Raw genomic sequence first — 22,312 nt, forward strand, 5'->3', positions numbered from 1 at the left:
AGATAAGGATTTGCCGGTATTTATTTGTATCCTGCTTCCAGATGACTTTATTGGCGAAAGAAGCAGGTGTTGAATCACTGAGAGGTTTGTTTGTCCAAAAGGTAGAGATAATGCTTTTGACAAAAGGCAGGGGAGTTGGAAGCGAGAAGGTAAGTCTTAAATGATTTGTAGCTGCTTCTGGTATTCATTTTTAAATGGTGTGCCAAATCTCTCGGTAATTACGGATTCATAGAGGTCGGAGGCGAAAATGTCCAGGTTCAGGAGAGTCTGGGCGGCACAGGTGAGAGCTTTGGTGTCTGCGAGTTTGGTGATCAGAGGGATGTTGGCATGTTGTTTGATTTCTTTCAGGATTTGTGCATCTTTTTTTTGAAAACCGAGGACACGGGCGTACAGGGCAGACTGTTCTTTTTGTGCTTCGCAGGAAATTGTGGTGGAATCTGCTGTGAAACAGAAAGGGGGGTCGTGCCGGAAGGTGTCTTTTTTTATGCCGAGCAGGATGTGCAGCAGGGCGCGGCTGATCCGGGTGTAGGTGAGTTCTCTGGTTTTCAGAAGATCACAGAAGGAACTCCAGGTGGCAAAATCTTTTCTCCGGTTGATGATGCGGTTGGCGAGATCCTCGCTGACATCCAGGTAAGAGGTCAGCGAGGTGGAAGTTTCCAAAAGCAGGCGGTATTTTAAAAGGAGTGAAAAATCATCCTGGGTAACCGGAAGAGAGAAACGGTAATTCTTTCGCAGCAGGTCCAGGGAGGCAGATGGAAGCTGGGCTGTGACCGGCTCGAAAACATTCTGCATCGGATCTGGATTTAAGAGCTGATTCCGAATCGCGGTAGCAGAACTGAAAGTTTCGCAAAGGGCGGTATCGTGGTAACCGGATTCCTGACGGGATATGGTAAAAGGCTCGATTGGACTTTTCAAATAGTGGAGTGCCTTTAAATATTCGATCCCAAGGGTATTATTTGGCGAGGACAGAATTTGGGCAAGGGAAGAATCGCCTGAGTATGCGCAGAGGGCAGTCTGACGCGCCTGTGGAAATGGTCTGCCTTTTCTCAGTTCATCCTGCAGAATCTGACGGTATGCTTCAGGTTCTTCGGAAAGAATCCGGGAGATATGCGCAAGTTTCTGGATATCGCCGCATTCACTGCCAAAGCAGAGGGAAGAGATACAGCCAAGGTTATTGAAAATGGAAACAGCGCCCCGGGCAAACAGTTCTGCGCTTCCACAGGCGAAAAGAACCGGAAGCTCCAGAACGAGGGCTGCACCTCCCGAAAGAGCAGCTTTGGCACGCAGATGTTTTGGGGCAATGGCAGGGGTGCCGCGCTGGACGAAGTCACCGCTCATAAGGACGACGGCTGCGTCTGAATCTGTTTTTCTGAGTGCCTCTTCTATATGATACTGATGTCCGTTGTGAAATGGATTATATTCTGCAATGATACCGACTGTTTTCATACTTTTAACTAAAATCTCCTTGTGCATTGTTTGTGAAAAGATTATACTATAAAAAAAGTTTTTATGCAAAATACATCCCATATTCTGTGCTTTTTTGGGGGACGAAAAGGAGGAAGAGACAAGATGGATAAAGACAAGCTTCTTGATCTTCTGGAGAAGAGAGAGTACAAGGAATTAAAAGAAGAGTTGGGAAATTTGTATCCGGTTGATATTGCTGAAATTCTGGAGGATGTAGATGAAAAGCAGATGTTGCTTATTTTCCGTTTGCTGGGGAAGGAAGAGGCGGCTGAGACATTTACCTATATGAACAGTGATATGCGTGAGATACTGATCGGCGCACTTACAGATTCCGAATTAAAAGAAGTCATGGACGAGATGTATCTGGATGATACCGTAGACGTGATTGAAGAGATGCCGGCAAATGTGGTAGACCGTCTTCTGATGATGACGGATGAAGATACCAGAAAACAGATCAACAGTCTGCTCAAATATCCGGAGGACAGCGCAGGAAGTGTGATGAATGTAGAATACATCGCCCTTCGTCCGGATATGACGGTTGCGGATGCCATTTTAAAGATCCGGCAGGTCGGAATCAACAAAGAAACCATCTATACCTGTTATGTGACAGAGAAACGAAAGCTGATCGGTGTGGTGGATATCAAAGATCTGCTGACCAGCAGCGAAAGCCGTATGATGGAAGAGATCATGGATACCAATATTCTGTATGCGCACACTACGGATGACCAGGAGACGGTGGCATCGACCATCCGCAAGTATGGTCTTGTGGCAATTCCGATCGTGGACAGGGAGCTTTGCATGGTCGGGATCGTAACGGTTGACGATGCGATGGAAGTCTTAAAAGAAGAGGCAACCGAAGATATCAGTATTATGGCAGGTGTGACACCGAATGAAGATACCTATTTTGGAACCAGTACATTCCAGCATGCGAAAAACCGAAGTGTCTGGCTTCTGTTTCTGATGCTTTCCGCAACTTTCAGCGGTATGGTTCTGGATCATTTTTCGCCGGTGATCGTGGCGATGCCGGTGCTGAATACGTTTGTTCCGATGCTGACCGGAACCGGCGGCAACTGCGGCTCCCAGAGTTCGACACTGATCATCCGCGGCCTGACGGTAGGAGAAGTGCAGTTCCGGGATATTTTCAAAGTTATTTTTAAAGAGCTCCGTGTGGCACTTCTTGTCGGACTTTTCCTTGCGGTTGTGAATGGAATCCGTGTCGTGCTGATGTATCAGGGGAAGACCGATAATCCGGTTCTGCTTGCATTTACACTGGGACTTACTTTAATGTGTACGGTGGCAATGGCGAAATTGATTGGCTGTATCCTGCCACTTGCAGCGAAGAAGATCGGACTGGATCCGGCGATCATGGCGGCACCGCTGATCACGACACTGGTAGATACCGGTACAACACTGGTATATTTTACAATTGCAACCCATATTTTCCATCTGGCAGTGTAACATTGTACTGGAAAATATTACGTGAAAAAAATAACATTGCTTGTATACAATGTGTGCAAGGAGTATAATTAAAAACAGAGTGTGAGTTTTAATAAAGAAAATTCTAGTACCAGAAGGGAGAAACATCAATGAATGTATTAGTAATCAACTGCGGAAGTTCATCACTGAAGTTCCAGCTCATCAACTCAGAATCGGAGGCGGTTCTCGCAAAAGGTCTTTGCGAAAGAATCGGTATTGACGGAAGACTTACCTATCAGCCGGCAGGTGGAGAGAAGAATGTATCTGAAAAGGCTATGCCTACACATACAGAAGCAATCCAGTTCGTAATCGACGCGCTGACAGATGCAGATACAGGTGTTGTTAAGAGTCTTGACGAAATCGGAGCAGTCGGACATCGTGTTGTTCATGGCGGAGAAAAATTTGCAAAATCTGTAGTTGTAACACCAGAAGTAAAAGCTGCGATCGCAGAGTGCAATGACCTTGCACCACTTCACAACCCGGCAAACTTAATCGGAATCGAAGCTTGTGAAAGCCTGATGCCGGGAACACCACAGGTTGTTGTATTTGATACTGCTTTCCATCAGACAATGCCTGAAAAAGCTTATATGTACGGACTTCCATATGAATATTATGAAAAATACAAAGTAAGACGTTACGGATTCCACGGAACAAGCCACAGCTTTGTATCTAAGAGAGTAGCTGAGATTGTCGGAAAACCATACAATGCAACAAAGACGATCGTATGCCACCTTGGTAATGGGGCATCTATTTCAGCAGTGCTTAACGGAGAATCAGTAGATACCTCAATGGGACTTACTCCGCTGGAAGGTCTTGTAATGGGAACACGTTCCGGAGATATTGACCCGGCGATCATGGAATTCATTGCCAAGAAAGAAAACCTTGACATTGCAGGAATCATGAATGTCCTGAACAAGAAATCAGGTGTGGAAGGTGTATCAGGTGTATCCAGCGACTTCCGTGATCTTGAAGAAGCAGCAAATGCAGGAAACAAACGTGCAAGACTTGCACTTGACGTATTTGCTTACAGAGTAGCAAAATATGTTGGTGCTTACACAGCAGCTATGAACGGTGTAGATAACATCGTATTTACAGCTGGTATCGGAGAAAATGCAGGTACTGTAAGAACAGCAGTATGCAGCTACCTTGGTTACCTTGGAATTACAATCGACGAAGAAGCAAATGCAAAACGTGGAGAAGAGATCGTAATCTCTACACCGGATTCCAAAGTGAAAGTTCTTGTAGTTCCGACAAACGAAGAACTTGCAATCGCAAGAGAGACAGTTGCACTTGTATAACAGAAGAAATTAGAAAAAACCTTAAAATCTGTAAATCATCCTTGACAAATAGAATTTACATGGTATAATAGTTTAGGTGTGAACAGGAGAAAGAATTATGTTAATTGACCTGTCCGAAGTCTTATCTGAACCGCATAAGTCCATTGACGAAGTGGTCGGCACTGAGATGAAAGAAGTGAAGGTGAACGGAAGCAGATTTCCGGTAAGCCGGACACAGCCTGTGCATATTCATGTCGAGTATGCCGGAGAGAAAAAACTTCATATCAGTTGTGAGACAAGTCTTACGGTAATCATTCCGTGTGACAGATGTCTTACAGATGTACCGACAGATTTCACGCTTTCTTTTGAAAAGCAGGTGAATACAGCTCTGGCAGACGGAGAAGATGATGGCGAATCCGATGAAGCGAATTACATTGACGGATATCATCTTGATGTGGAGCAGCTGCTCTATAACGAGATTTTAGTAGGGTGGCCGATGAAAGTTCTATGTAGCGAAGACTGTAAAGGGATTTGCAGTGTATGTGGTCAGAACTTGAATGAGGGAAGCTGCGACTGCGAAGACACCAGTCTTGACCCTAGAATGTCAGTTATCCGCGATCTTTACAAGAATTTTAAGGAGGTGTAACCTATGTCAATTTGTCCAAAGAATAAATCTTCTAAAGCAAGAAGAGACAAGAGAAGAGCAAACTGGAAAATGAGCGCACCGAATCTGGTGAAATGCAGCAAATGTGGAGAACTTATGATGCCACACAGAGTTTGCAAAGCTTGTGGATCTTACAACAAGAGAGAAATCGTTACTGTAGAAAACTAATTAAAAAAGGCTATAGTACAGGAGTTAGGCGTAGTGCTTAACTCCTTTTCTTTTGCCTAATTTTCCTAAATCTGCTAAATATTATTGATTTTTACGGTCATGTCTAGTAGAATTGGTTTAGTAATGCTGGGAGGTAACAGTATGAAAGAAATAACAAAAGTTGTTGTCGATGCAATGGGCGGAGACAACGCACCACATGAGATCATCAAAGGTGCGGTCGAGGCGGTCGGGAAGTCAGATGCGATCCATGTGATCCTGGTCGGAAAAGAAGATGTCATCAATCAGGAGCTTTCCGGGTACACATATAATAAAGAACAGATTTCGGTTGTTCATACATCGGAAGTAATTGAGACAGCAGAACCGCCGGTTATGGCGATCCGCAGAAAGAAAGACTCCTCCATTGTGGTAGGTCTCAAGATGGTGAAGAATAAAGAAGCTGACGCTTTTGTTTCAGCAGGAAGTTCCGGTGCGGTTCTTGCCGGTGGACAGCTTCTGGTAGGCCGAATCAAAGGCGTGGAAAGACCTCCGCTTGCACCGCTGATCCCGACAGAGAAAGGATTTTCTATTCTGATCGACTGTGGGGCGAATGTAGATGCAAGGCCTTCACATCTGGTGCAGTTTGCCAAGATGGGTTCTATCTATATGGAACATATTATGGGAGTCAAGAATCCGAAGGTTGCGATCGTCAATATCGGAGCTGAGGAAGAAAAGGGTAATGCCCTGGTCAAGGAGACTTTCCCTATGCTGAAAGAATGTAAGGATATTAACTTTACCGGAAGCATCGAAGCGAGAGAAATCCCGCACGGACAGGCAGATGTTATCGTCTGTGAAGCATTTACCGGCAACGTGATCCTGAAACTCTACGAAGGAGTAGCATCGGTTCTTGTAAACAAGATCAAAGGTGGTATGAAGCAGAATCTCCGTAGCATGATCGGTGGACTTCTGGTTAAGCCGGTGCTGAAAAAGACTATGAAGGATTTTGACGCAAGTGAGTACGGTGGAGCACCGCTGCTTGGACTCACCGGTCTGGTAGTTAAGACACACGGCAGTTCCAAGGCAAAAGAAGTCTGCAATTCAATTTTGCAGTGTGTAACCTTCAAAGAAGAAGGAATCAATGAAAAGATCAAAGAATGTATTCAGGCGGAAGAAAAGTCCGCACAGGAATAGGCTCAGAAAGGATTAAGAATTATGGAATTTGAAAAACTGAAAGACATTATTGTTGATGTGATGGGATGTAACCCGGATGAAATTACGATGGACACTACATTTGTAGATGATCTGGGAGCTGATTCGCTTGATATTTTCCAGATTATTATGGGAATTGAAGATGCATTTGATATCGAAATTGAAAATGAAGATGCAGAAAAGATCGCAACAGTAGGTGATGCTGTAGAACAGATCAAGAACGCTGTTAACTAGGGAAAATGATTACAGGGGACATCCCCATTTCTGGGGAATGTCCTTTTTTAAAATTGGAGGGGCAATCATGAGCAGAAATGTAAAGGAACTGGAAGAAAAAATCGGCTACAATTTCAAGGACAGCCATTTGCTCAGACATGCTGTGACGCACAGCTCTTATGTGAATGAAAAGCATATGAAGAAGGCAGACTGTAATGAACGTCTGGAATTCCTTGGAGATGCCGTTCTGGAACTGATTTCAAGCGAATATCTTTTTTTCGAGAACCAGACAATGCCGGAAGGAGAACTGACTAAGTTAAGGGCAAGCATGGTATGCGAGAAGGCACTTGCATTTTGTGCGCGGGATCTGGACCTTGGAAGTTATCTGCTTCTTGGGAAAGGTGAGGACGCGACTGGTGGAAGATTCAGAGAGTCTATTACCTCGGATGCATTGGAAGCACTGATTGGTGCGATTTATCTGGATGGTGGTTTTGCTAATGCGAAAGAGTTTATTTTAAAATATATTTTAAACGACCTGGAAGGGAAACGGCTCTTTTATGATAGCAAGACTATCCTGCAGGAAATGGTACAGGGCGGTCAGGAAAAAGGAATTGTCTACCAGCTGGTAGGAGAAGAAGGACCGGACCATAATAAATCCTTCCGTGTAGAGGTTGTGATCGGCGGAGAAGCCTTTGGATGTGGTGTCGGAAGGACAAAAAAGGCTGCCGAACAGGAAGCGGCTTATCAGGCAATCCTTAAGCTGAAAGAAGGAAAGGTACAGTAGGTGAGGCATGTATTTAAAAAGTATTGAAGTACAGGGATTTAAGTCTTTTGCAAATAAGATTGTCTTTGAATTTCATAACGGGATTACCGGAATCGTCGGACCGAACGGAAGTGGAAAAAGTAACGTGGCGGATGCCGTCCGCTGGGTACTCGGAGAGCAGAAGGTGAAGCAACTCCGTGGAGGTACGATGCAGGATGTTATTTTTTCCGGTACGGAAAACCGGAAACCCCTCAGCTACGCATCGGTTGCGATCACACTGGATAATTCAGATCACAAACTCCCGGTGGAGTTTGAAGAGGTTAAAGTCACAAGAAAACTGTACCGTTCGGGGGAAAGTGAATATCTGATCAACGGCAGTGTCTGCAGGCTCAAGGATATCAATGAGATGTTTTATGATACGGGTATCGGAAAAGAAGGATATTCGATCATCGGACAGGGACAGATTGACAAGATCCTGAGCGGTAAGCCGGAAGAGAGACGAGAGCTTTTTGATGAGGCGGCCGGGATTGTCAAATTTAAGCGCCGTAAGGCGTTATCTCTTCGCAAACTGGAAGAAGAGCAGAGCAATCTGGTCCGTGTCAATGATATTTTGGGAGAGCTGGAGAAGCAGTTTGGTCCTCTTCAGAGACAGTCGGAGACAGCGAAGGAATATCTGAAAAAGAGAGAAGAACTGAAGCGTTATGACATCAATATGTTCCTGGTGGAGATGAAACGTCTGAAGGGGCAGATCCGGGAAAACGATGAGAAGCTGAAGATTGCGCAGGATGAACTTACTGAAGCCGGCAAAAAGCATGAAGATATGAAGGCACAGTATGAGAAGATCGAGCAGGAAGTAGACGAGATCGATGCCGGAATCGAGCATGCAAAAAGCCAGAGAAATGAGACAACACTTCTGAAACAGCAGTTGGAAAACCAGATCGAGCTTTTAAAAGAGCAGATCAACAGTGTCCGCATGAATGATGAGCACTATGAAAAACGGGCAAACGATATTCAGGCAGAGCTTGCAAACCGTGAAAGGCAGAAATCCGAACTGGAAGAAGAAAAAGCAGAGATCGACAGACATCTTGCTGCAGCATCCGAGAGACAAAAGCAGGCAGGAGAGGAGCTGACTGCCCTGCAGAGCCGGATTGCAGAGATGACAGTGGAGATCGAAAAGAATCAGAATGATATCCGTGAGCTTTTGAATAACCGTGCATCCACGAAGGCAAAGCTGCAGCATTATGAAACGACGCTTGAACAGATCAAGGTACGCCGGGCACAGCTTTACAAACGTCTGGTAGAGGCGGAGAGTGATGTACAGAGGCAGCAGGAGCTTGCCGCGCAGTATACGGAAGAACTGAAGGCAGTATCAGGGAAGATCGCGGATTCTGTAGAACAGATCAAAAACTATGAAACAGAGATTGCCGGACTGCAAAAAGAGATCGGACAGGCAAATGAAAGCCTGCGAAACGGGCAGAATGCTTATCACAGGGAGTACTCCCGTCTGGAGTCACTGAGGAACCTTACGGAGCGTTACGATGGTTATGGGAACAGTATCCGGCGTGTGATGGAGCAGAAAAGCCGTGAGCCGAAAATCCTGGGAGTTGTGGCTGATCTGATCAAAGTAGATAAAAAATATGAAACTGCGGTGGAGATCGCACTTGGAGGCAGTATCCAGAATATCGTTACCGCAGACGAAGAGACTGCAAAAAAAATGATTGGTTATCTGAAGCAGAACCGGTATGGACGTGCAACCTTCCTCCCATTGACAGCGATCCGTGGGGGACAGGGATTGACCAGGGCAGAAGCCCTTCGCGAGCCGGGTGTGATCGGTACGGCGGACAAGCTGGTAACGGTAGAGGATAAATTTACATCTCTTGCAGAGCATCTTCTTGGAAGAACCCTTGTGGCAGACAACATTGATACCGGGATCCGTCTGGCGAGAAAGTACCGTCAGTCCCTGCGTATCGTTACGCTGGAAGGAGATCTGATCAATCCTGGCGGAGCAATGAGCGGTGGAGCATTTAAGAATTCCAGTAATCTGCTCAGCAGAAGACGTGAAATCGAAGAACTGGAAAAGACGGTTGCGCGTCTGAAAACAGAACTTCAGAAAGCGGAAGCAGAAGTTGCGGTCGCAAAGGAGAAGCGGACGGCGCTGTATGCAAAGGTGGAAGAAATCCAGCAGGAATTGCAGAATGACTATGTGGTTCAGAATACTGCGAAGATGAATCTGGACCAGGTAAAAAGCCGTCAGAATGCGACCAGAGAAAATTCAGAAGGAATTTATGCGGAGCGCAAGAAGCTGGAAGAACAGGTTCATGAGATCGAGGAAAATGAAGAATCGATCAAAATGGAACTGGAGACCAGCCAGCAGCTGGAGGACGAGCTGACACGCCAGATGGAAAGCTCACAGAAGTGGCTGGAAAAAGAGCGTGAGGCAGAAGCGGCAGAAGTGCGCAAAAATGAAAATATTCATCTCAGTTTTGCTGCATTGGAGCAGAAAAAAGATTTTATCGAGGAGAATTTTGTCCGTATCCGGGAAGAGATGGAAAAATTCCGGGAAGAGCTTGCCACTTTAAATGCAAGCAAAGGAGAGAATTACGGTGAGATCGAGCAGAAGGAAGCACAGATTACCGAGATCCGGCAGACGATAGAGAATTCAAAGGAATTATTCGAGGAAATCAACAAAGAGATCGAAGAATCGCAGAAAAAGCGGGAAGAACTGAATCAGAAGCATAAGGCATTTCTGAAAAAGCGGGAAGATCTGGCAGCCCATATGGCAGAGCTTGATAAAGAATCCTTCCGGCTGACCAGCAAAAAAGAAGGCTACGAGGAAGCTTTGGAAAAGCAGATCAATTACATGTGGGAAGAGTACGAGCTGACGTATAATCATGCGCTGGAAATCCGGGATGAGAGTCTGACAGATCCTGCCGAGATGCGGAGGCGGATCCAGGAATTAAAGACGGAGATCCGGAAACTCGGATCGGTGAACGTCAATGCGATCGAAGATTTTAAAAATCTTTCCGAGCGATATGAATTTATGAAAACCCAGCATGATGATCTGGTAGAGGCAGAAGCAACGCTCAAGAAGATCATTGAAGAGCTGGATGAGGCGATGCGCAAGCAGTTTACTGAGCAGTTTGCAAAGATCAGCCAGGAGTTTAATCAGGTGTTCAAACAACTGTTCGGTGGCGGAAAAGGAACTCTGGAACTGATGGATGGTGAGGATGTGCTGGAAGCCGGAATCCGGATCGTTGCGCAGCCACCGGGTAAAAAACTTCAGAATATGATGCAGCTCTCCGGTGGAGAAAAGGCGTTGACGGCGATTTCGCTGCTGTTTGCAATCCAGAATCTGAAACCTTCCCCGTTCTGCCTGCTGGATGAGATCGAGGCGGCACTGGATGATTCTAATGTCACGAGATTTGCACAGTATTTGCACAAGCTGACGAAAAATACACAGTTTATCGTCATTACACACCGCCGCGGTACGATGACAGCGGCAGACCGGCTGTATGGGATCACTATGCAGGAAAAAGGGGTATCAACGCTGGTATCTGTGGATCTTCTGGAAGATGAGCTTACAAAGTAGTGGATAGGAGGATATGATGGCAGAGGAAAAAATGGGATTTTTTAAGCGTCTGGTAGCAGGACTTAACAAGACGCGCGATAATATCGTGTCAGGAATGGACAGTATTTTTCATGGATTTTCAAAGATAGATGAGGACTTTTATGAGGAACTGGAAGAGGTTCTGATCATGGGAGATCTGGGGGTAAAAGCAACTTACGCGATTCTTGATGATCTTCGTAAAAAAGTAAAAGAACAGCATATCAAAGAGCCGATTGAGTGCAGACAGCTCCTGATCGACAGTATCAAAGAGCAGATGGATGTAGGTGAGACGGCTTATGAATTTGAAAACCAGACTTCTGTTGTTCTGGTGATCGGAGTAAATGGAGTTGGAAAGACGACTACTATCGGAAAACTTGCCGGTAAGCTGAGAGGTCAGGGCAAGAAAGTTGTGCTTGCTGCAGCAGATACTTTCCGTGCAGCTGCGGGAGAGCAGTTAAAGGAATGGGCGCATCGTTCGGATGCAGACCTTATCGGCGGACAGGAAGGTGCAGATCCGGCAGCCATCGTTTATGATGCGGTAGCGGCTGCGAAAGCGAGAAAGGCAGATGTCCTTCTGGTGGATACAGCCGGAAGACTTCACAATAAAAAGAACCTGATGGAGGAACTGAAGAAGATTAACCGTGTGCTGGAAAGAGAATATCCGGAGGCATACAGAGAAACCTTGGTCGTTCTGGATGCAACGACCGGACAGAATGCACTTTCACAGGCAAAGGAATTCAGTGATGTTGCGGATATTACAGGAATTATCCTGACTAAGATGGATGGAACGGCCAAAGGCGGAATTGCAGTTGCAATTCAGGCAGAGCTTGGAATTCCTGTTAAATATATAGGTGTCGGTGAGACGATCGATGATCTGCAGAAATTCGATTCCGACGAATTTGTACAGGCATTATTTACAACAGAAGAAAAGAAGGAAGAAGGAGAAGAATAATATGCTGACATTGGAAAAATTTGAAGAAGCAAGCGAGATCGTAAAACGTGTGACACGTCCGACAAAGCTTATCTACAGTGAGTATCTCAGTAGCCAGACCGGGGGAAAGGTTTATTTGAAACCGGAAAATATGCAGTACACAGGTGCATACAAATTAAGAGGAGCTTATTACAAGATCAGCACACTTTCTGAGGAAGATCGTGCAAAAGGTCTGATCACAGCTTCAGCGGGAAACCATGCACAGGGTGTGGCATATGCGGCAAAAGCGTTTGGATGTAAGGCGACGATTGTTATGCCTACTGTCACTCCGCTGATCAAGGTAAACCGTACCAAGAGCTATGGTGCCGAGGTTGTTTTACACGGAGATGTCTATGACGATGCCTGTGCAAAGGCCTATGAGCTTGCTGAAGAGTACGGATATACTTTTGTACATCCGTTCGACGATCTGGATGTAGCTACCGGACAGGGAACGATTGCAATGGAAATTGTCCAGGAACTCCCGACCGTTGATTATATCCTTGCACCGATCGGGGGCGGCGGACTGATTACAGGTGTATCTACACTTGCGAAAATGCTGAATCCAAAGATCAAAGTGATCGGTGTGGAACCGGCAGAAGCAGCAAGTATGACTGCTGCAATCGAAGCAGGACATACCGTAACACTTCCAAGTGCCAACACGATTGCAGATGGTACAGCAGTAAAAAAAGTCGGGGAACAGAACCTCCCATACGTTATGGAAAATGTAGACCAGATCGTGACTGTAGAAGATGATGAACTGGTCGGAGCATTCCTTGATATGGTGGAAAACCATAAAATGGTAGTAGAAAACTCAGGTCTTCTTTCTGTTGCAGCTTTAAAACAGCTGGATCTGAAAGGTAAGAAAGTAGTATCTATCTTAAGCGGCGGGAACATGGATGTTATTACCATGTCTTCTGTTGTGCAGCACGGACTGATCCAGAGAGACCGTATCTTCTCTGTATCGGTACTTCTTCCGGATAAACCGGGTGAACTGGTAAAAGTGGCACAGACGATTGCAGAAGAGCAGGGAAATGTGATCAAACTGGAACATAATCAGTTTGTAAGCATTAACCGAAATGCGGCTGTGGAGCTTCGTGTGACACTGGAAGCATTTGGAACCGATCATAAGAACCGGATCATCGCGGCACTGGAGGCAGCCGGATTCAGACCGAAGCTGATCAGTGCGAAGTTATATTAGAATATTTGAGAGGGCAGTCTTATCCCATGGAGGGGTGAGGCTGTCTTTTTTTGAAAATAAGGTTGTGAGACCGGGCGAGAAAAAGAATCTCTTCCAATCCAAGTTGTGCAAACCATTCCGATGAACCTCTGAAGGCGAAAATTATGTCAGCAGAGGCTTCCATAATTTTTGAGTTTCATCTCCATTGCACAAAATAGGATTGGAAGAGATTCTTTTTCTCGCCCGGTCAATAACGGTATTGGCAAAGAGGACGACATTGCTTCATTGTGAAGAGAGGGATAGAGACTGTAAGGAAGTTGGGTGCTTGTCTAGGGTGGGAGAAATAGGTGGATTAAACTAGGGAAAATGGATGAGAAGAGAATCGAGACTGTATGAAAGTTTAACAAATTAGCACTTTAATTAAATGAAATACTGGCTAAAGTCACGAAATGGGGAAAATGGGGTTGACATGGAGAGTATAGTTGTATACAATGATACAAAAATACAGGTCAGGGAGTGACGGTTATGGAAAACAGGAAGGTTTATCTGGATAAGCATACAAATTTATTACAACTTGAGGAGCATATGTACCCGTTGGTAGACGTGGATACACCGAATGTGTTTCGGAACCTGTTTCATTATGATGAGATTCCGAAGATTGCGTTTAATGATCGTATTGTACCGCACAGTATGCCGGATGAGATCTGGATCACGGATACGACATTCAGGGATGGGCAGCAGTCGAGAGCGCCCTATTCAACGGATCAGATTGTAACCATTTTCGATTATATGCACAGGCTTGGAGGTCCGCAGGGGAAGATTCGTCAGAGTGAATTTTTCTTATACAGCAAGAAAGACCGGGATGCCGTATATAAATGTATGGAGAGAGGTTATAAGTTCCCGGAGATCACAAGCTGGATCCGTGCAAATAAAAAGGATTTTGAGCTGGTAAAGGATCTGGGAATGAAGGAAACCGGAATCCTGGTAAGCTGTTCGGATTATCATATTTTTTATAAACTGAAGATGACAAGACGAGAGGCGATGGAACATTATCTGTCAGTTGTACGTGAATGTCTGGAGACCGGTGTCAGTCCAAGATGTCATCTGGAAGATATTACCAGATCGGATATTTATGGATTTGTCATTCCATTCTGTCTGGAACTGATGCATCTGATGGAAGAATACCAGATTCCGGTGAAGATCCGTGTCTGTGATACGATGGGATACGGAGTCAACTATCCGGGGGCTGTGATTCCTCGTTCCATTCCGGGTATCATTTACGGACTCAGAGTACATGCAGGTGTACCGAGTGAATTGATCGAATTCCATGGACATAATGATTTTTACAAGGCAGTCAACAATTCTACAACGGCCTGGCTTTATGGAGCATGTGGCGTGAACTGTTCCTTGTTTGGAATCGGTGAACGTACCGGTAATACGCCACTGGAAGCAATGATTTTTGAATATGCGCAGCTTCGTGGAACGCTGGATGACATGGATACAACGGTGATTACTGAACTGGCAGAATATTATGAAAAAGAGATTGGATACCAGATCCCGCCGCGTACCCCGTTTGTCGGAAAGAATTTCAATGTAACCCGTGCGGGAATCCATGCAGACGGACTGTTAAAGAACGAAGAAATCTACAATGTGTTTGATACCGGCAAGTTTCTGAACCGACCACCGCTGGTTGCTGTGTCCAATACTTCCGGTCTTGCAGGTATTGCACACTGGATAAATACATATTATCACCTGAAAAATGAGAAACAGGTAGACAAGAATTCCATTTTAGTTGTAGAATTGAAGAAGTGGGTTGATGCGGAATATGAATCCGGCCGTGTGACCGTACTCACAGATGAGGAACTAATCCGGGAGATTGAGAGAATCTGTGGCGAAAAGGGGATCACAATCTAACGAAATTCAGGAGAGAGATAAAATGGAAGAGTATTCATTGAGAAGTCAGGTTTTTCAGACCATCAGAGATGACATTCTGAAAGGTAAATACGAAGAAAATGACGAACTCAGAGAAGCAACATTGGGGAAGGAACTTGGAGTTAGCCGTACACCGGTAAGAGAGGCACTTAGACAGTTGGAGCTGGAGGGACTGGTGAACATCATCCCGAATAAAGGAGCCTATGTTACTGGTATTTCTGATAAGGATGTACATGATATTTATATGATCCGTTCCATGCTGGAAGGATTATGCGTCCGCTGGGCAACAGAACATATTACACAGGAGCAGCTGGAAGAACTGGATGAGATCATTCTTTTATCCGAGTATCATATGGATAAAGGACATTCCGATCAGCTGACAGAGCTGGATGGAAGATTCCATCAGATTCTGTATGAGGCATCACAGAGCAGGATCCTGGATCATGTGCTTTCGGATTTTCACAAATATGTACAGCTTGCAAGAAGGACTTCCGTTAAGACAGAAGAGCGTGCGATCAAGTCGATTGGCGAGCATAACGAGATCCTGAATGCCATTAAGGCAAAGGATGCGGAAAAAGCCGGCAATCTGGCAACGCTCCACATTATGCATGTTATGGAGAACCTGCATATCGAAGAAGAATAATCAAAAAGGAGACGAAGCTATGAGTAAAATTCAGATGACGACACCGATTGTTGAGATGGACGGAGATGAGATGACCAGAATTCTCTGGAGGATGATAAAAGATGATCTTCTTCTGCCGTATATCGATCTTAAGACAGATTATTATGATCTTGGACTGGAACACCGCAATGAGACAGATGACCAGGTTACAGTTGATTCAGCTAATGCAACAAAGAAGTACAAAGTAGCTGTCAAATGTGCGACCATTACACCGAATGCGGCAAGGGTAAAAGAATATGATCTCAAAGAGATGTGGAAGAGTCCGAACGGAACAATCCGTGCGATTCTGGATGGAACGGTATTTCGTGCTCCGATCGTGGTAAAAGGAATTGAACCATGTGTAAAGAACTGGAAGAAGCCGATCACGATTGCCCGTCATGCTTATGGGGATGTATATAAAGGAACCGAGATGAAGATTCCGGGACCTGGAAAGGCAGAACTGGTCTACACAGCACCTGACGGAACAGAGACAAGAGAGCTGATCCATAATTTTGATGGAGCAGGTATTATCCAGGGAATGCACAATATCAATGCATCTATTGAAAGTTTTGCAAGAAGCTGCTTTAGTTATGCGCTGGATACAAAGCAGGATCTTTGGTTTGCAACAAAAGATACCATTTCCAAAAAATATGACCATACATTCAAAGATATCTTCCAGGAGATCTTTGATGCAGAGTATAAGAACCTTTTTGATGAAGCGGGAATTGAATATTTCTACACATTGATCGATGATGCGGTAGCCCGTGTAATGAAGTCAGAGGGTGGTTATATCTGGGCATGTAAGAATTATGACGGGGACGTGATGAGTGATATGGTTTCCTCAGCATTTGGTTCACTTGCCATGATGACATCTGTACTGGTATCACCGGAAGGATTTTATGAATATGAAGCTGCGCATGGAACAGTACAGCGTCATTATTACAAACACCTGAAAGGGGAAGAGACTTCAACAAACTCTGTTGCAACGATCTTTGCATGGTCAGGAGCTTTGCGCAAGAGAGGAGAACTGGATGGAAACCAGGAACTGATGGATTTTGCGGACCGTCTGGAAAAAGCAACGATCGGTACGATTGAAGAGGGTTATATGACAAAGGATCTTGCAATGATCACAACTCTTCCGGAGGTGCATGTACTGAACAGTGAAGGATTTATCAAAGCGATTGCAGAAAGATTATAAAAAGAGCAGGGAATGCATGAAGGGCGTATCCCTGACAGAAAAATGGGAAGGACCGGCTTATTCAGCCAGTTCTTCCCATTTTTCATAGAGTTCTTCGAGCTCTGATTCGTTCGCTGTTTTTTCTTTTGCCAGTTCCTGGCATTTGACAGAATTCGTATAGACTTCTTCCAGCATCATCAGTTCATCGATTTCGCCATTGCGCGTCTCAAGAACACCGATACGTTCTTCTGTTTTCTTCAGGTCGTTCTGTCTTTTGCGGAGACGTGCCTGTTCTTCTTTCTGCTCCTGCCAGCTCAGTTTGGATTCGGAAACCTGCGTCGGTGCGTCTTCAGAAGCAGTTGTGGAAACAGCCGGGGCCAGAAGATCTTTTTTCTCCAGATAATAATCATAGTTGCCGATATAATTGACAAAGGTATTGCCGGTCAGTTCCAGAATGCGGGTGGCGGTCTGGTTGATGAAATAACGGTCATGTGACACATAAAGTACCGTACCGGTATAATCATTCAGAGCCCGCTCGAGAATTTCCTTGGAAGTGATGTCCAAATGGTTGGTCGGCTCATCGAGGATCAGGAAATTCGCATTGGAGAGCATCAGCTTTGCCAGAGATACACGTCCCCTTTCACCACCACTTAAATCGCCGATCAGCTTGAAAACATCATCTCCGGTAAAAAGAAAAGCCGCAAGCATGTTCCGGATCTGTGTGTTGGTAAGCGTCGGATAATCATCGGAAATTTCTTCAAAGATTGTCTTATCCATATGAAGGACGTGGTGTTCCTGATCGTAGTAACCAATCTCCACATTGGCACCCAGTGTAAAGGAACCGCTGTCTGCCTGGATCACATTGTTCAGAATCTTGAGAAGCGTAGTTTTTCCGGTTCCGTTGTCGCCAATAATGGCTACATGTTCCCCACGCTTGATCTCGAAACTGATATCTGTGAAAAGTGTCTGTGGCGGAAAGGCTTTGCTTAATCCTTTGACAGAAAGTACATCATTGCCACTGACACGTGAAGGTTCCAGCTTCAGATGGATGTCGGTGTTGATCTCCATCGGTTTGTCTACAAGCGTCATCTTATCCAGCATTTTTTCCCGGCTTTCGGCACGCTTGATGGATTTCTCACGGTTAAATGAACGGAGCTTTTCGATCACGGCTTCTTGATGTTTGATCTCACGCTGCTGATTCAAGTATTCTTTTAATTTGGCTTCCCTGAGCTGTTCTTTTTTGACAGCAAAATCAGAATAATTGCCCATATAAGTATGAAGCTGTCCCTGCTCGACTTCAATCACTTTTGTAACTACACGGTTCAGGAAATAGCGGTCGTGGGATACGATAAGAACAGCACCCGGATAATTCAGAAGATAGGTTTCCAGCCATGCGATGGAGTTCATATCCAGGTGGTTGGTTGGCTCATCCAGAAGCAGGACGTCAGGCTTGGTAAGAAGGAGTTTGCCAAGAGATACACGGGTCTTCTGACCACCGGATAAAGAATCTACGGGTTTGGTAAATTCTTCTTCTGTAAATCCGAGACCTTTTAGAACGCCGGTAAGCTCACTTTTATAGGCGTAACCGTCTGCGTGCTCAAATGCAGAAGTCAGTCTCTGATAAGTGGAAAGACGTGCTTCAAGAGCATCTCCGGAAAGAGATGGAAGCTCCATCTCGATTGTACGTATCTGCTTTTCCATCTCAATGATTTCAGCTTTTGCCGTGCGGACTTCTTCGTAAATGGTATTGCCGCTTTCCATCTCCTGATGCTGTGCAAGGTAGCCGAGAGTTTTGCCTTTGGTAAGAACAACCGTCCCTGCATCGGGAGAAAGTTGTCCTACGATCATCTTGAGGATCGTGGATTTGCCGGCTCCGTTAAGACCTACTAGGGCAGCTTTTTCATGGTTTTCTATATGAAAGGAACCGTCTTTTACGATGACCTGATCCCCAAAACTTTTTGACAGATTATGACATGCCAGTATCATTTTTATATCCTCCTGTTAAAGTGGCAATTATGTTACTGCTCACAGTAACATAATTATAGCTGAAATACGACAAAAAACAACTATAAAATTTGACTTTTTCGTTGGATTCTTATATAATTAAAAATAATGAGTCAAAAAATAGGAAGGTGGAAGTGAAAGTGGCATCAAGAGAAATATCTCAGGCAGTAATAAGGAGACTTCCGCGGTATTATCGTTATTTAGGGGAACTACTGGAGAGCGGAGTCGAACGGATATCATCCAATGAATTAAGTAAAAGAATGAAAGTGACTGCTTCACAGATCCGGCAGGATCTGAATAATTTCGGTGGATTTGGACAGCAGGGATATGGCTATAATGTAAAGTATCTTTATACAGAGATAGGTAAGATCCTTGGACTGAACGAGAAACATAAATTCGTTATCATTGGAGCAGGAAATCTTGGACAGGCATTGGCGAACTATGCAGCATTTGAAAATCGGGGATTTGTTTTAAAAGGGCTGTTTGACGTAAACCCAAGGCTTGCCGGATTGACGATCCGTGGAGTTGAGATCCGTATGATGGATGAATTGAAGGATTTTGTGAAAGAAAACGATATTGAGATCGGGGTTCTCACGATTCCGAAGGCAAAAGCAGTAGAGGTTGCCAATCTCCTGGTAGATAATGGAGTCAAGGCTATCTGGAATTTTGCGCATACAGATCTGAATCTGCCGGATAATATTATTGTGGAGAATGTTCATTTGTCTGAAAGTCTGATGAGATTATCTTATAACATCACCAGATACAATGAAGAACATGAAGGAAAGTAGTCAAAGCATACCAGAAGGCAGAGGTGCAGGAAAGTTTTTTCCTGCACCTTTTTGAAAATTAAATGTATGGGAGACCGGATATGAAAGAAATACTGACAGCAGATCAGATGAGAAGATCGGATCAGAGAATGATACAGAAGATGCAGGTCCCGTCCCTTGTCCTGATGGAACGGGCGGCACTTCAGTGTGTGGCTGCGATGAAAGCAGAAGGCATAGACTTGTCGAAAGCACTGGTTGTGTGTGGAAGTGGCAACAACGGTGGTGACGGATTCGCAATTGCAAGGATGCTCGTAGAAGAAGGATATCATCCGGATGTAGTATTGGTCGGAAATTATGACCATCGTAGTGAAGAAACAAAAATCCAGATGAAAATTCTGGAAAATCTGGGAATATCTGTAGGAAACAGTTTGCCACAGAAAGAATATAGTGTTATTATAGATGCCGTATTCGGTATTGGTCTGTCACGTGAAATAAAAGGCAGGTATGCAGAGGTGATCGATCAGATGAACCGGATGACTGCCTGTAAGGTGGCAGTTGACACTCCTTCAGGGATCCGTTCGGATGATGGGAAAGTGCTTGGAACTGCATTTAAAGCAGATCTTACAGTGACCTTTGCGTTTCAGAAGATGGGACAGATCCTGTATCCGGGATGTGAGTATGCAGGAAAGCTTGTTACAGCTCCGATCGGAATTACCAGGCCGGAGTTTTTTGCGGAAGAAGAAATCTGCATGGCACTTGAAAAATCCGATGTGCCGGCAATGCTGCCGCAAAGGAAACCGGATTCTAATAAAGGGACTTATGGAAAGGTTCTGATGATTACCGGAAGCAAAGGAATGTCCGGTGCAGCATATTTAAGTGCCAGGGCAGCATATCTTTCGGGAGCCGGGCTTGTCCGGATTTATACGGAGGAAAGCAACCGGGCAATCTTACAGGAACTTTTACCGGAGGCGGTAATGACGACCTATTCTCTGGATGAGACAGAATCCTTTGAAGAACTTCCGGATTTGCTGGAATGGGCGGATGTGCTCTGTATTGGCTGCGGACTCGGCATGGGACCGCATTCGGAGAAATTACTGAAAAAGGTGCTTGAGAATAATAAAAAACCGGCTGTTATTGATGCGGACGGACTGAACCTTCTGGCAAAGACCGGTGAGTGGGGGATCGGACAGATTCGGATGAATCCTTCCGGATATGTACTTACTCCGCACATGAAAGAAATGTCCAGACTGACCGGATACAGCGTACAGGAATTAAAAGACAACAGAAGAGAGCTATTACGGAAATATACAGAAAAAGTTCATGCTGTCTGTGTACTGAAAGACAGCAGGACACTTATGAAAGCGCCGGAGGGAAGGCTTATGATCAATACCACCGGTAATGCGGCAATGGCAAAGGCCGGATCGGGAGATGTGCTTGCCGGAATGATCACCGGACTTATGGCACAGCATCTGAGACCGGATGATGCAGCTGTGCTTGGCGTTTATCTGCATGGCCTGTGCGGAGATCATGCCAGAAAAGAACTTGGCTCTTACAGTGTGCTTGCGGGTGATCTTTTGAAAATGCTCGGCAGGACACTTAAGGAATTGGAGGATATGACAGAATGAAGAAATACAGCAGACTGCGTGCGGTGATCGATCTGGATGCGGTGATGTATAATATGGAAATGATGCATGCAAATATAGAAGAGGGAACCAAGATGGTCGTGGTCATCAAAACAGATGGTTATGGTCATGGAGCGGTACCGATTTCAAGAATGCTGGAAGATGTGGATTATGTCTGGGGCTATGCGGTCGCAACTCTGGATGAAGGTGTTGTACTCAGAAAAGCCGGCATTCAGAAGCCGATTCTTTGCCTGGGATGTATTTTCCCGGATCAGCTGGAAGAGATGATCCGTCATGAGATCCGCATGACAGCCTACAGCTATGAGCTTGCGAAGCTTGCGGATGAGACCGCATACCGTATGGGGAAGAAGGCATATCTGCACATTAAGATCGATACTGGAATGTCAAGACTTGGCTTTCCGGTATCGAAAGAAAGCGTAGAGGAGATCCTTAAGATCGGCAGACTTGTTTACACGGATTGCGAAGGAATGTTTACCCATTTTTCAAAGGCAGATGAGACGGATAAGACCACAACACTGGAACAGATCCGTGCCTTTCTGTGGATGAAAGAGCATCTTGCAGCAGAAGGTATGGAATTTACTTATTATCACTGTGCAAACAGTGCAAGTATCATTGATATGCCAAAGCTTGGAATGGATCTGGAGAGAGCCGGGATTTCTACCTATGGACTGTATCCGTCAGATGAAGTCAATAAGGAGGAAGTTCCGCTCCGACCGGCAATGGAGCTGATCGCGCATGTGACTTATGTGAAATGGATTGAAAAGGGTACGGCAGTCAGCTACGGAGGCACCTTTGTTGCGCCGAAAAGGATGCAGATCGCCACGATCCCGACGGGATATGGAGACGGATACCCACGGAGTCTTTCCAACAAAGGATATGTCCTGATCCATGGTCAGAAGGCACCGATCCTTGGCAGAGTCTGTATGGATCAGTTCATGGTAGATGTGACCGAGATCCCGGATGTGAAATTTGGTGACAGGGCAACACTGGTCGGTCACGACGGGGATGCTTATCTTTCAATAGATGAGCTTGCCGGTCTGAGCGGTAGATTTAACTATGAATTTATCTGTGATATCAATAAACGTGTTCCGCGAGAATATGTGCGTGACGGAAAAGTTGTAGAGCAGGTCGATTATTTCTAAAATGCGGGGATGCACTTCGAAA

At 45.2% G+C, this 22,312-nt stretch carries 18 protein-coding genes; 16 read left to right on the plus strand and 2 right to left on the minus strand.

The window, feature by feature from the left end; all coding sequences use genetic code 11:
* Positions 1-156: 156 nt before the first annotated feature.
* Positions 157-1,446, minus strand: coding sequence for a nucleotidyltransferase (locus G4407_RS05850; protein ID WP_173688118.1), 1,290 nt, complete (start codon positions 1,444-1,446; stop codon positions 157-159).
* 123 nt (positions 1,447-1,569) lie between these two features.
* Between G4407_RS05850 and mgtE the strand changes: the two genes are divergently transcribed.
* From mgtE to G4407_RS05915, 13 genes are all read left to right on the plus strand, one after another.
* Complete coding sequence (gene mgtE, locus G4407_RS05855; RefSeq protein ID WP_173688119.1) at positions 1,570-2,922, plus strand: magnesium transporter; 1,353 nt, start codon at positions 1,570-1,572, stop codon at positions 2,920-2,922.
* Between the two features lie 128 nt (positions 2,923-3,050).
* A complete protein-coding gene (locus tag G4407_RS05860) occupies positions 3,051-4,238 on the plus strand; it encodes an acetate/propionate family kinase (RefSeq protein ID WP_173688120.1) in 1,188 nt (395 codons plus the stop codon).
* Between the two features lie 97 nt (positions 4,239-4,335).
* A complete protein-coding gene (locus tag G4407_RS05865) occupies positions 4,336-4,863 on the plus strand; it encodes a YceD family protein (RefSeq protein WP_055156626.1) in 528 nt (175 codons plus the stop codon).
* Positions 4,864-4,866: 3 nt separating this feature from the next.
* On the plus strand, positions 4,867-5,049 hold the full coding sequence (gene rpmF, locus G4407_RS05870; protein WP_008372209.1) for a 50S ribosomal protein L32: 183 nt from the start codon (positions 4,867-4,869) through the stop codon (positions 5,047-5,049).
* Between the two features lie 141 nt (positions 5,050-5,190).
* Complete coding sequence (plsX, locus tag G4407_RS05875; protein ID WP_330585991.1) at positions 5,191-6,216, plus strand: phosphate acyltransferase PlsX; 1,026 nt, start codon at positions 5,191-5,193, stop codon at positions 6,214-6,216.
* A 21-nt stretch (positions 6,217-6,237) separates the two neighbouring features.
* Positions 6,238-6,468 (plus strand): acyl carrier protein, encoded by a 231-nt coding sequence (acpP, locus tag G4407_RS05880; protein ID WP_008372189.1) that lies wholly within the window; start codon positions 6,238-6,240, stop codon positions 6,466-6,468.
* A 67-nt stretch (positions 6,469-6,535) separates the two neighbouring features.
* Positions 6,536-7,231: a ribonuclease III gene (gene rnc / locus G4407_RS05885; protein WP_173688122.1), complete on the plus strand. Its 696-nt coding sequence runs from the start codon at positions 6,536-6,538 to the stop codon at positions 7,229-7,231.
* Positions 7,232-7,238: 7 nt separating this feature from the next.
* Positions 7,239-10,799 carry a chromosome segregation protein SMC gene (gene smc, locus G4407_RS05890; RefSeq protein ID WP_173688123.1) on the plus strand — a complete coding sequence of 1,187 codons (3,561 nt, stop codon included), beginning with the start codon at positions 7,239-7,241 and terminating at the stop codon, positions 10,797-10,799.
* A 16-nt stretch (positions 10,800-10,815) separates the two neighbouring features.
* Positions 10,816-11,769 carry a signal recognition particle-docking protein FtsY gene (ftsY, locus tag G4407_RS05895; RefSeq protein WP_055296671.1) on the plus strand — a complete coding sequence of 318 codons (954 nt, stop codon included), beginning with the start codon at positions 10,816-10,818 and terminating at the stop codon, positions 11,767-11,769.
* A gap of 1 nt (position 11,770) precedes the next feature.
* A complete protein-coding gene (gene ilvA / locus G4407_RS05900) occupies positions 11,771-12,985 on the plus strand; it encodes a threonine ammonia-lyase (protein WP_008372180.1) in 1,215 nt (404 codons plus the stop codon).
* 504 nt (positions 12,986-13,489) lie between these two features.
* Positions 13,490-14,878 carry a beta/alpha barrel domain-containing protein gene (locus G4407_RS05905; RefSeq protein WP_173688124.1) on the plus strand — a complete coding sequence of 463 codons (1,389 nt, stop codon included), beginning with the start codon at positions 13,490-13,492 and terminating at the stop codon, positions 14,876-14,878.
* Between the two features lie 22 nt (positions 14,879-14,900).
* Complete coding sequence (locus G4407_RS05910) at positions 14,901-15,539, plus strand: GntR family transcriptional regulator (protein WP_117823890.1); 639 nt, start codon at positions 14,901-14,903, stop codon at positions 15,537-15,539.
* A gap of 19 nt (positions 15,540-15,558) precedes the next feature.
* On the plus strand, positions 15,559-16,755 hold the full coding sequence (locus G4407_RS05915; protein WP_117834551.1) for an NADP-dependent isocitrate dehydrogenase: 1,197 nt from the start codon (positions 15,559-15,561) through the stop codon (positions 16,753-16,755).
* A gap of 57 nt (positions 16,756-16,812) precedes the next feature.
* Here G4407_RS05915 and G4407_RS05920 read toward each other — a convergent pair whose 3' ends face one another.
* The gene (locus G4407_RS05920) at positions 16,813-18,720 is read right to left on the minus strand and encodes an ABC-F family ATP-binding cassette domain-containing protein (protein ID WP_173688125.1); all 1,908 of its coding nucleotides are present in this window, start codon (positions 18,718-18,720) and stop codon (positions 16,813-16,815) included.
* 158 nt (positions 18,721-18,878) lie between these two features.
* Between G4407_RS05920 and G4407_RS05925 the strand changes: the two genes are divergently transcribed.
* The 3 genes from G4407_RS05925 (at position 18,879) to alr (ending at position 22,290) form a co-directional block, all read left to right on the plus strand.
* On the plus strand, positions 18,879-19,526 hold the full coding sequence (locus G4407_RS05925; RefSeq protein WP_173688126.1) for a redox-sensing transcriptional repressor Rex: 648 nt from the start codon (positions 18,879-18,881) through the stop codon (positions 19,524-19,526).
* Positions 19,527-19,606: 80 nt separating this feature from the next.
* Positions 19,607-21,130: an NAD(P)H-hydrate dehydratase gene (locus tag G4407_RS05930; protein ID WP_173688127.1), complete on the plus strand. Its 1,524-nt coding sequence runs from the start codon at positions 19,607-19,609 to the stop codon at positions 21,128-21,130.
* A complete protein-coding gene (gene alr / locus G4407_RS05935; RefSeq protein WP_173688128.1) occupies positions 21,127-22,290 on the plus strand; it encodes an alanine racemase in 1,164 nt (387 codons plus the stop codon). Before G4407_RS05930 ends, alr begins: the two co-directional genes overlap by 4 nt.
* Positions 22,291-22,312: the final 22 nt, after the last annotated feature.

This window comes from Allocoprococcus comes (assembly GCF_013300725.1).
In the GTDB taxonomy this organism is placed as follows: domain Bacteria; phylum Bacillota; class Clostridia; order Lachnospirales; family Lachnospiraceae; genus Allocoprococcus; species Allocoprococcus comes_A.

Excerpts from the sequence above, each read along its gene's own strand:
- G4407_RS05910 (WP_117823890.1), top strand. The coding sequence starts at position 14,901 with ATGGAAGAGTATTCATTGAGAAGTCAGGTTTTTCAGACCATCAGAGAT.
- smc (WP_173688123.1), top strand. The coding sequence starts at position 7,239 with ATGTATTTAAAAAGTATTGAAGTACAGGGATTTAAGTCTTTTGCAAAT.
- G4407_RS05850 (WP_173688118.1), bottom strand. The coding sequence starts at position 1,446 with ATGAAAACAGTCGGTATCATTGCAGAATATAATCCATTTCACAACGGA.
- plsX (WP_330585991.1), top strand. The coding sequence starts at position 5,191 with ATGAAAGAAATAACAAAAGTTGTTGTCGATGCAATGGGCGGAGACAAC.
- acpP (WP_008372189.1), top strand. The coding sequence starts at position 6,238 with ATGGAATTTGAAAAACTGAAAGACATTATTGTTGATGTGATGGGATGT.
- G4407_RS05930 (WP_173688127.1), top strand. The coding sequence starts at position 19,607 with ATGAAAGAAATACTGACAGCAGATCAGATGAGAAGATCGGATCAGAGA.
- G4407_RS05865 (WP_055156626.1), top strand. The coding sequence starts at position 4,336 with ATGTTAATTGACCTGTCCGAAGTCTTATCTGAACCGCATAAGTCCATT.
- G4407_RS05905 (WP_173688124.1), top strand. The coding sequence starts at position 13,490 with ATGGAAAACAGGAAGGTTTATCTGGATAAGCATACAAATTTATTACAA.
- rnc (WP_173688122.1), top strand. The coding sequence starts at position 6,536 with ATGAGCAGAAATGTAAAGGAACTGGAAGAAAAAATCGGCTACAATTTC.
- ilvA (WP_008372180.1), top strand. The coding sequence starts at position 11,771 with ATGCTGACATTGGAAAAATTTGAAGAAGCAAGCGAGATCGTAAAACGT.
- G4407_RS05920 (WP_173688125.1), bottom strand. The coding sequence starts at position 18,720 with ATGATACTGGCATGTCATAATCTGTCAAAAAGTTTTGGGGATCAGGTC.
- ftsY (WP_055296671.1), top strand. The coding sequence starts at position 10,816 with ATGGCAGAGGAAAAAATGGGATTTTTTAAGCGTCTGGTAGCAGGACTT.
- G4407_RS05860 (WP_173688120.1), top strand. The coding sequence starts at position 3,051 with ATGAATGTATTAGTAATCAACTGCGGAAGTTCATCACTGAAGTTCCAG.
- mgtE (WP_173688119.1), top strand. The coding sequence starts at position 1,570 with ATGGATAAAGACAAGCTTCTTGATCTTCTGGAGAAGAGAGAGTACAAG.
- alr (WP_173688128.1), top strand. The coding sequence starts at position 21,127 with ATGAAGAAATACAGCAGACTGCGTGCGGTGATCGATCTGGATGCGGTG.
- rpmF (WP_008372209.1), top strand. The coding sequence starts at position 4,867 with ATGTCAATTTGTCCAAAGAATAAATCTTCTAAAGCAAGAAGAGACAAG.
- G4407_RS05915 (WP_117834551.1), top strand. The coding sequence starts at position 15,559 with ATGAGTAAAATTCAGATGACGACACCGATTGTTGAGATGGACGGAGAT.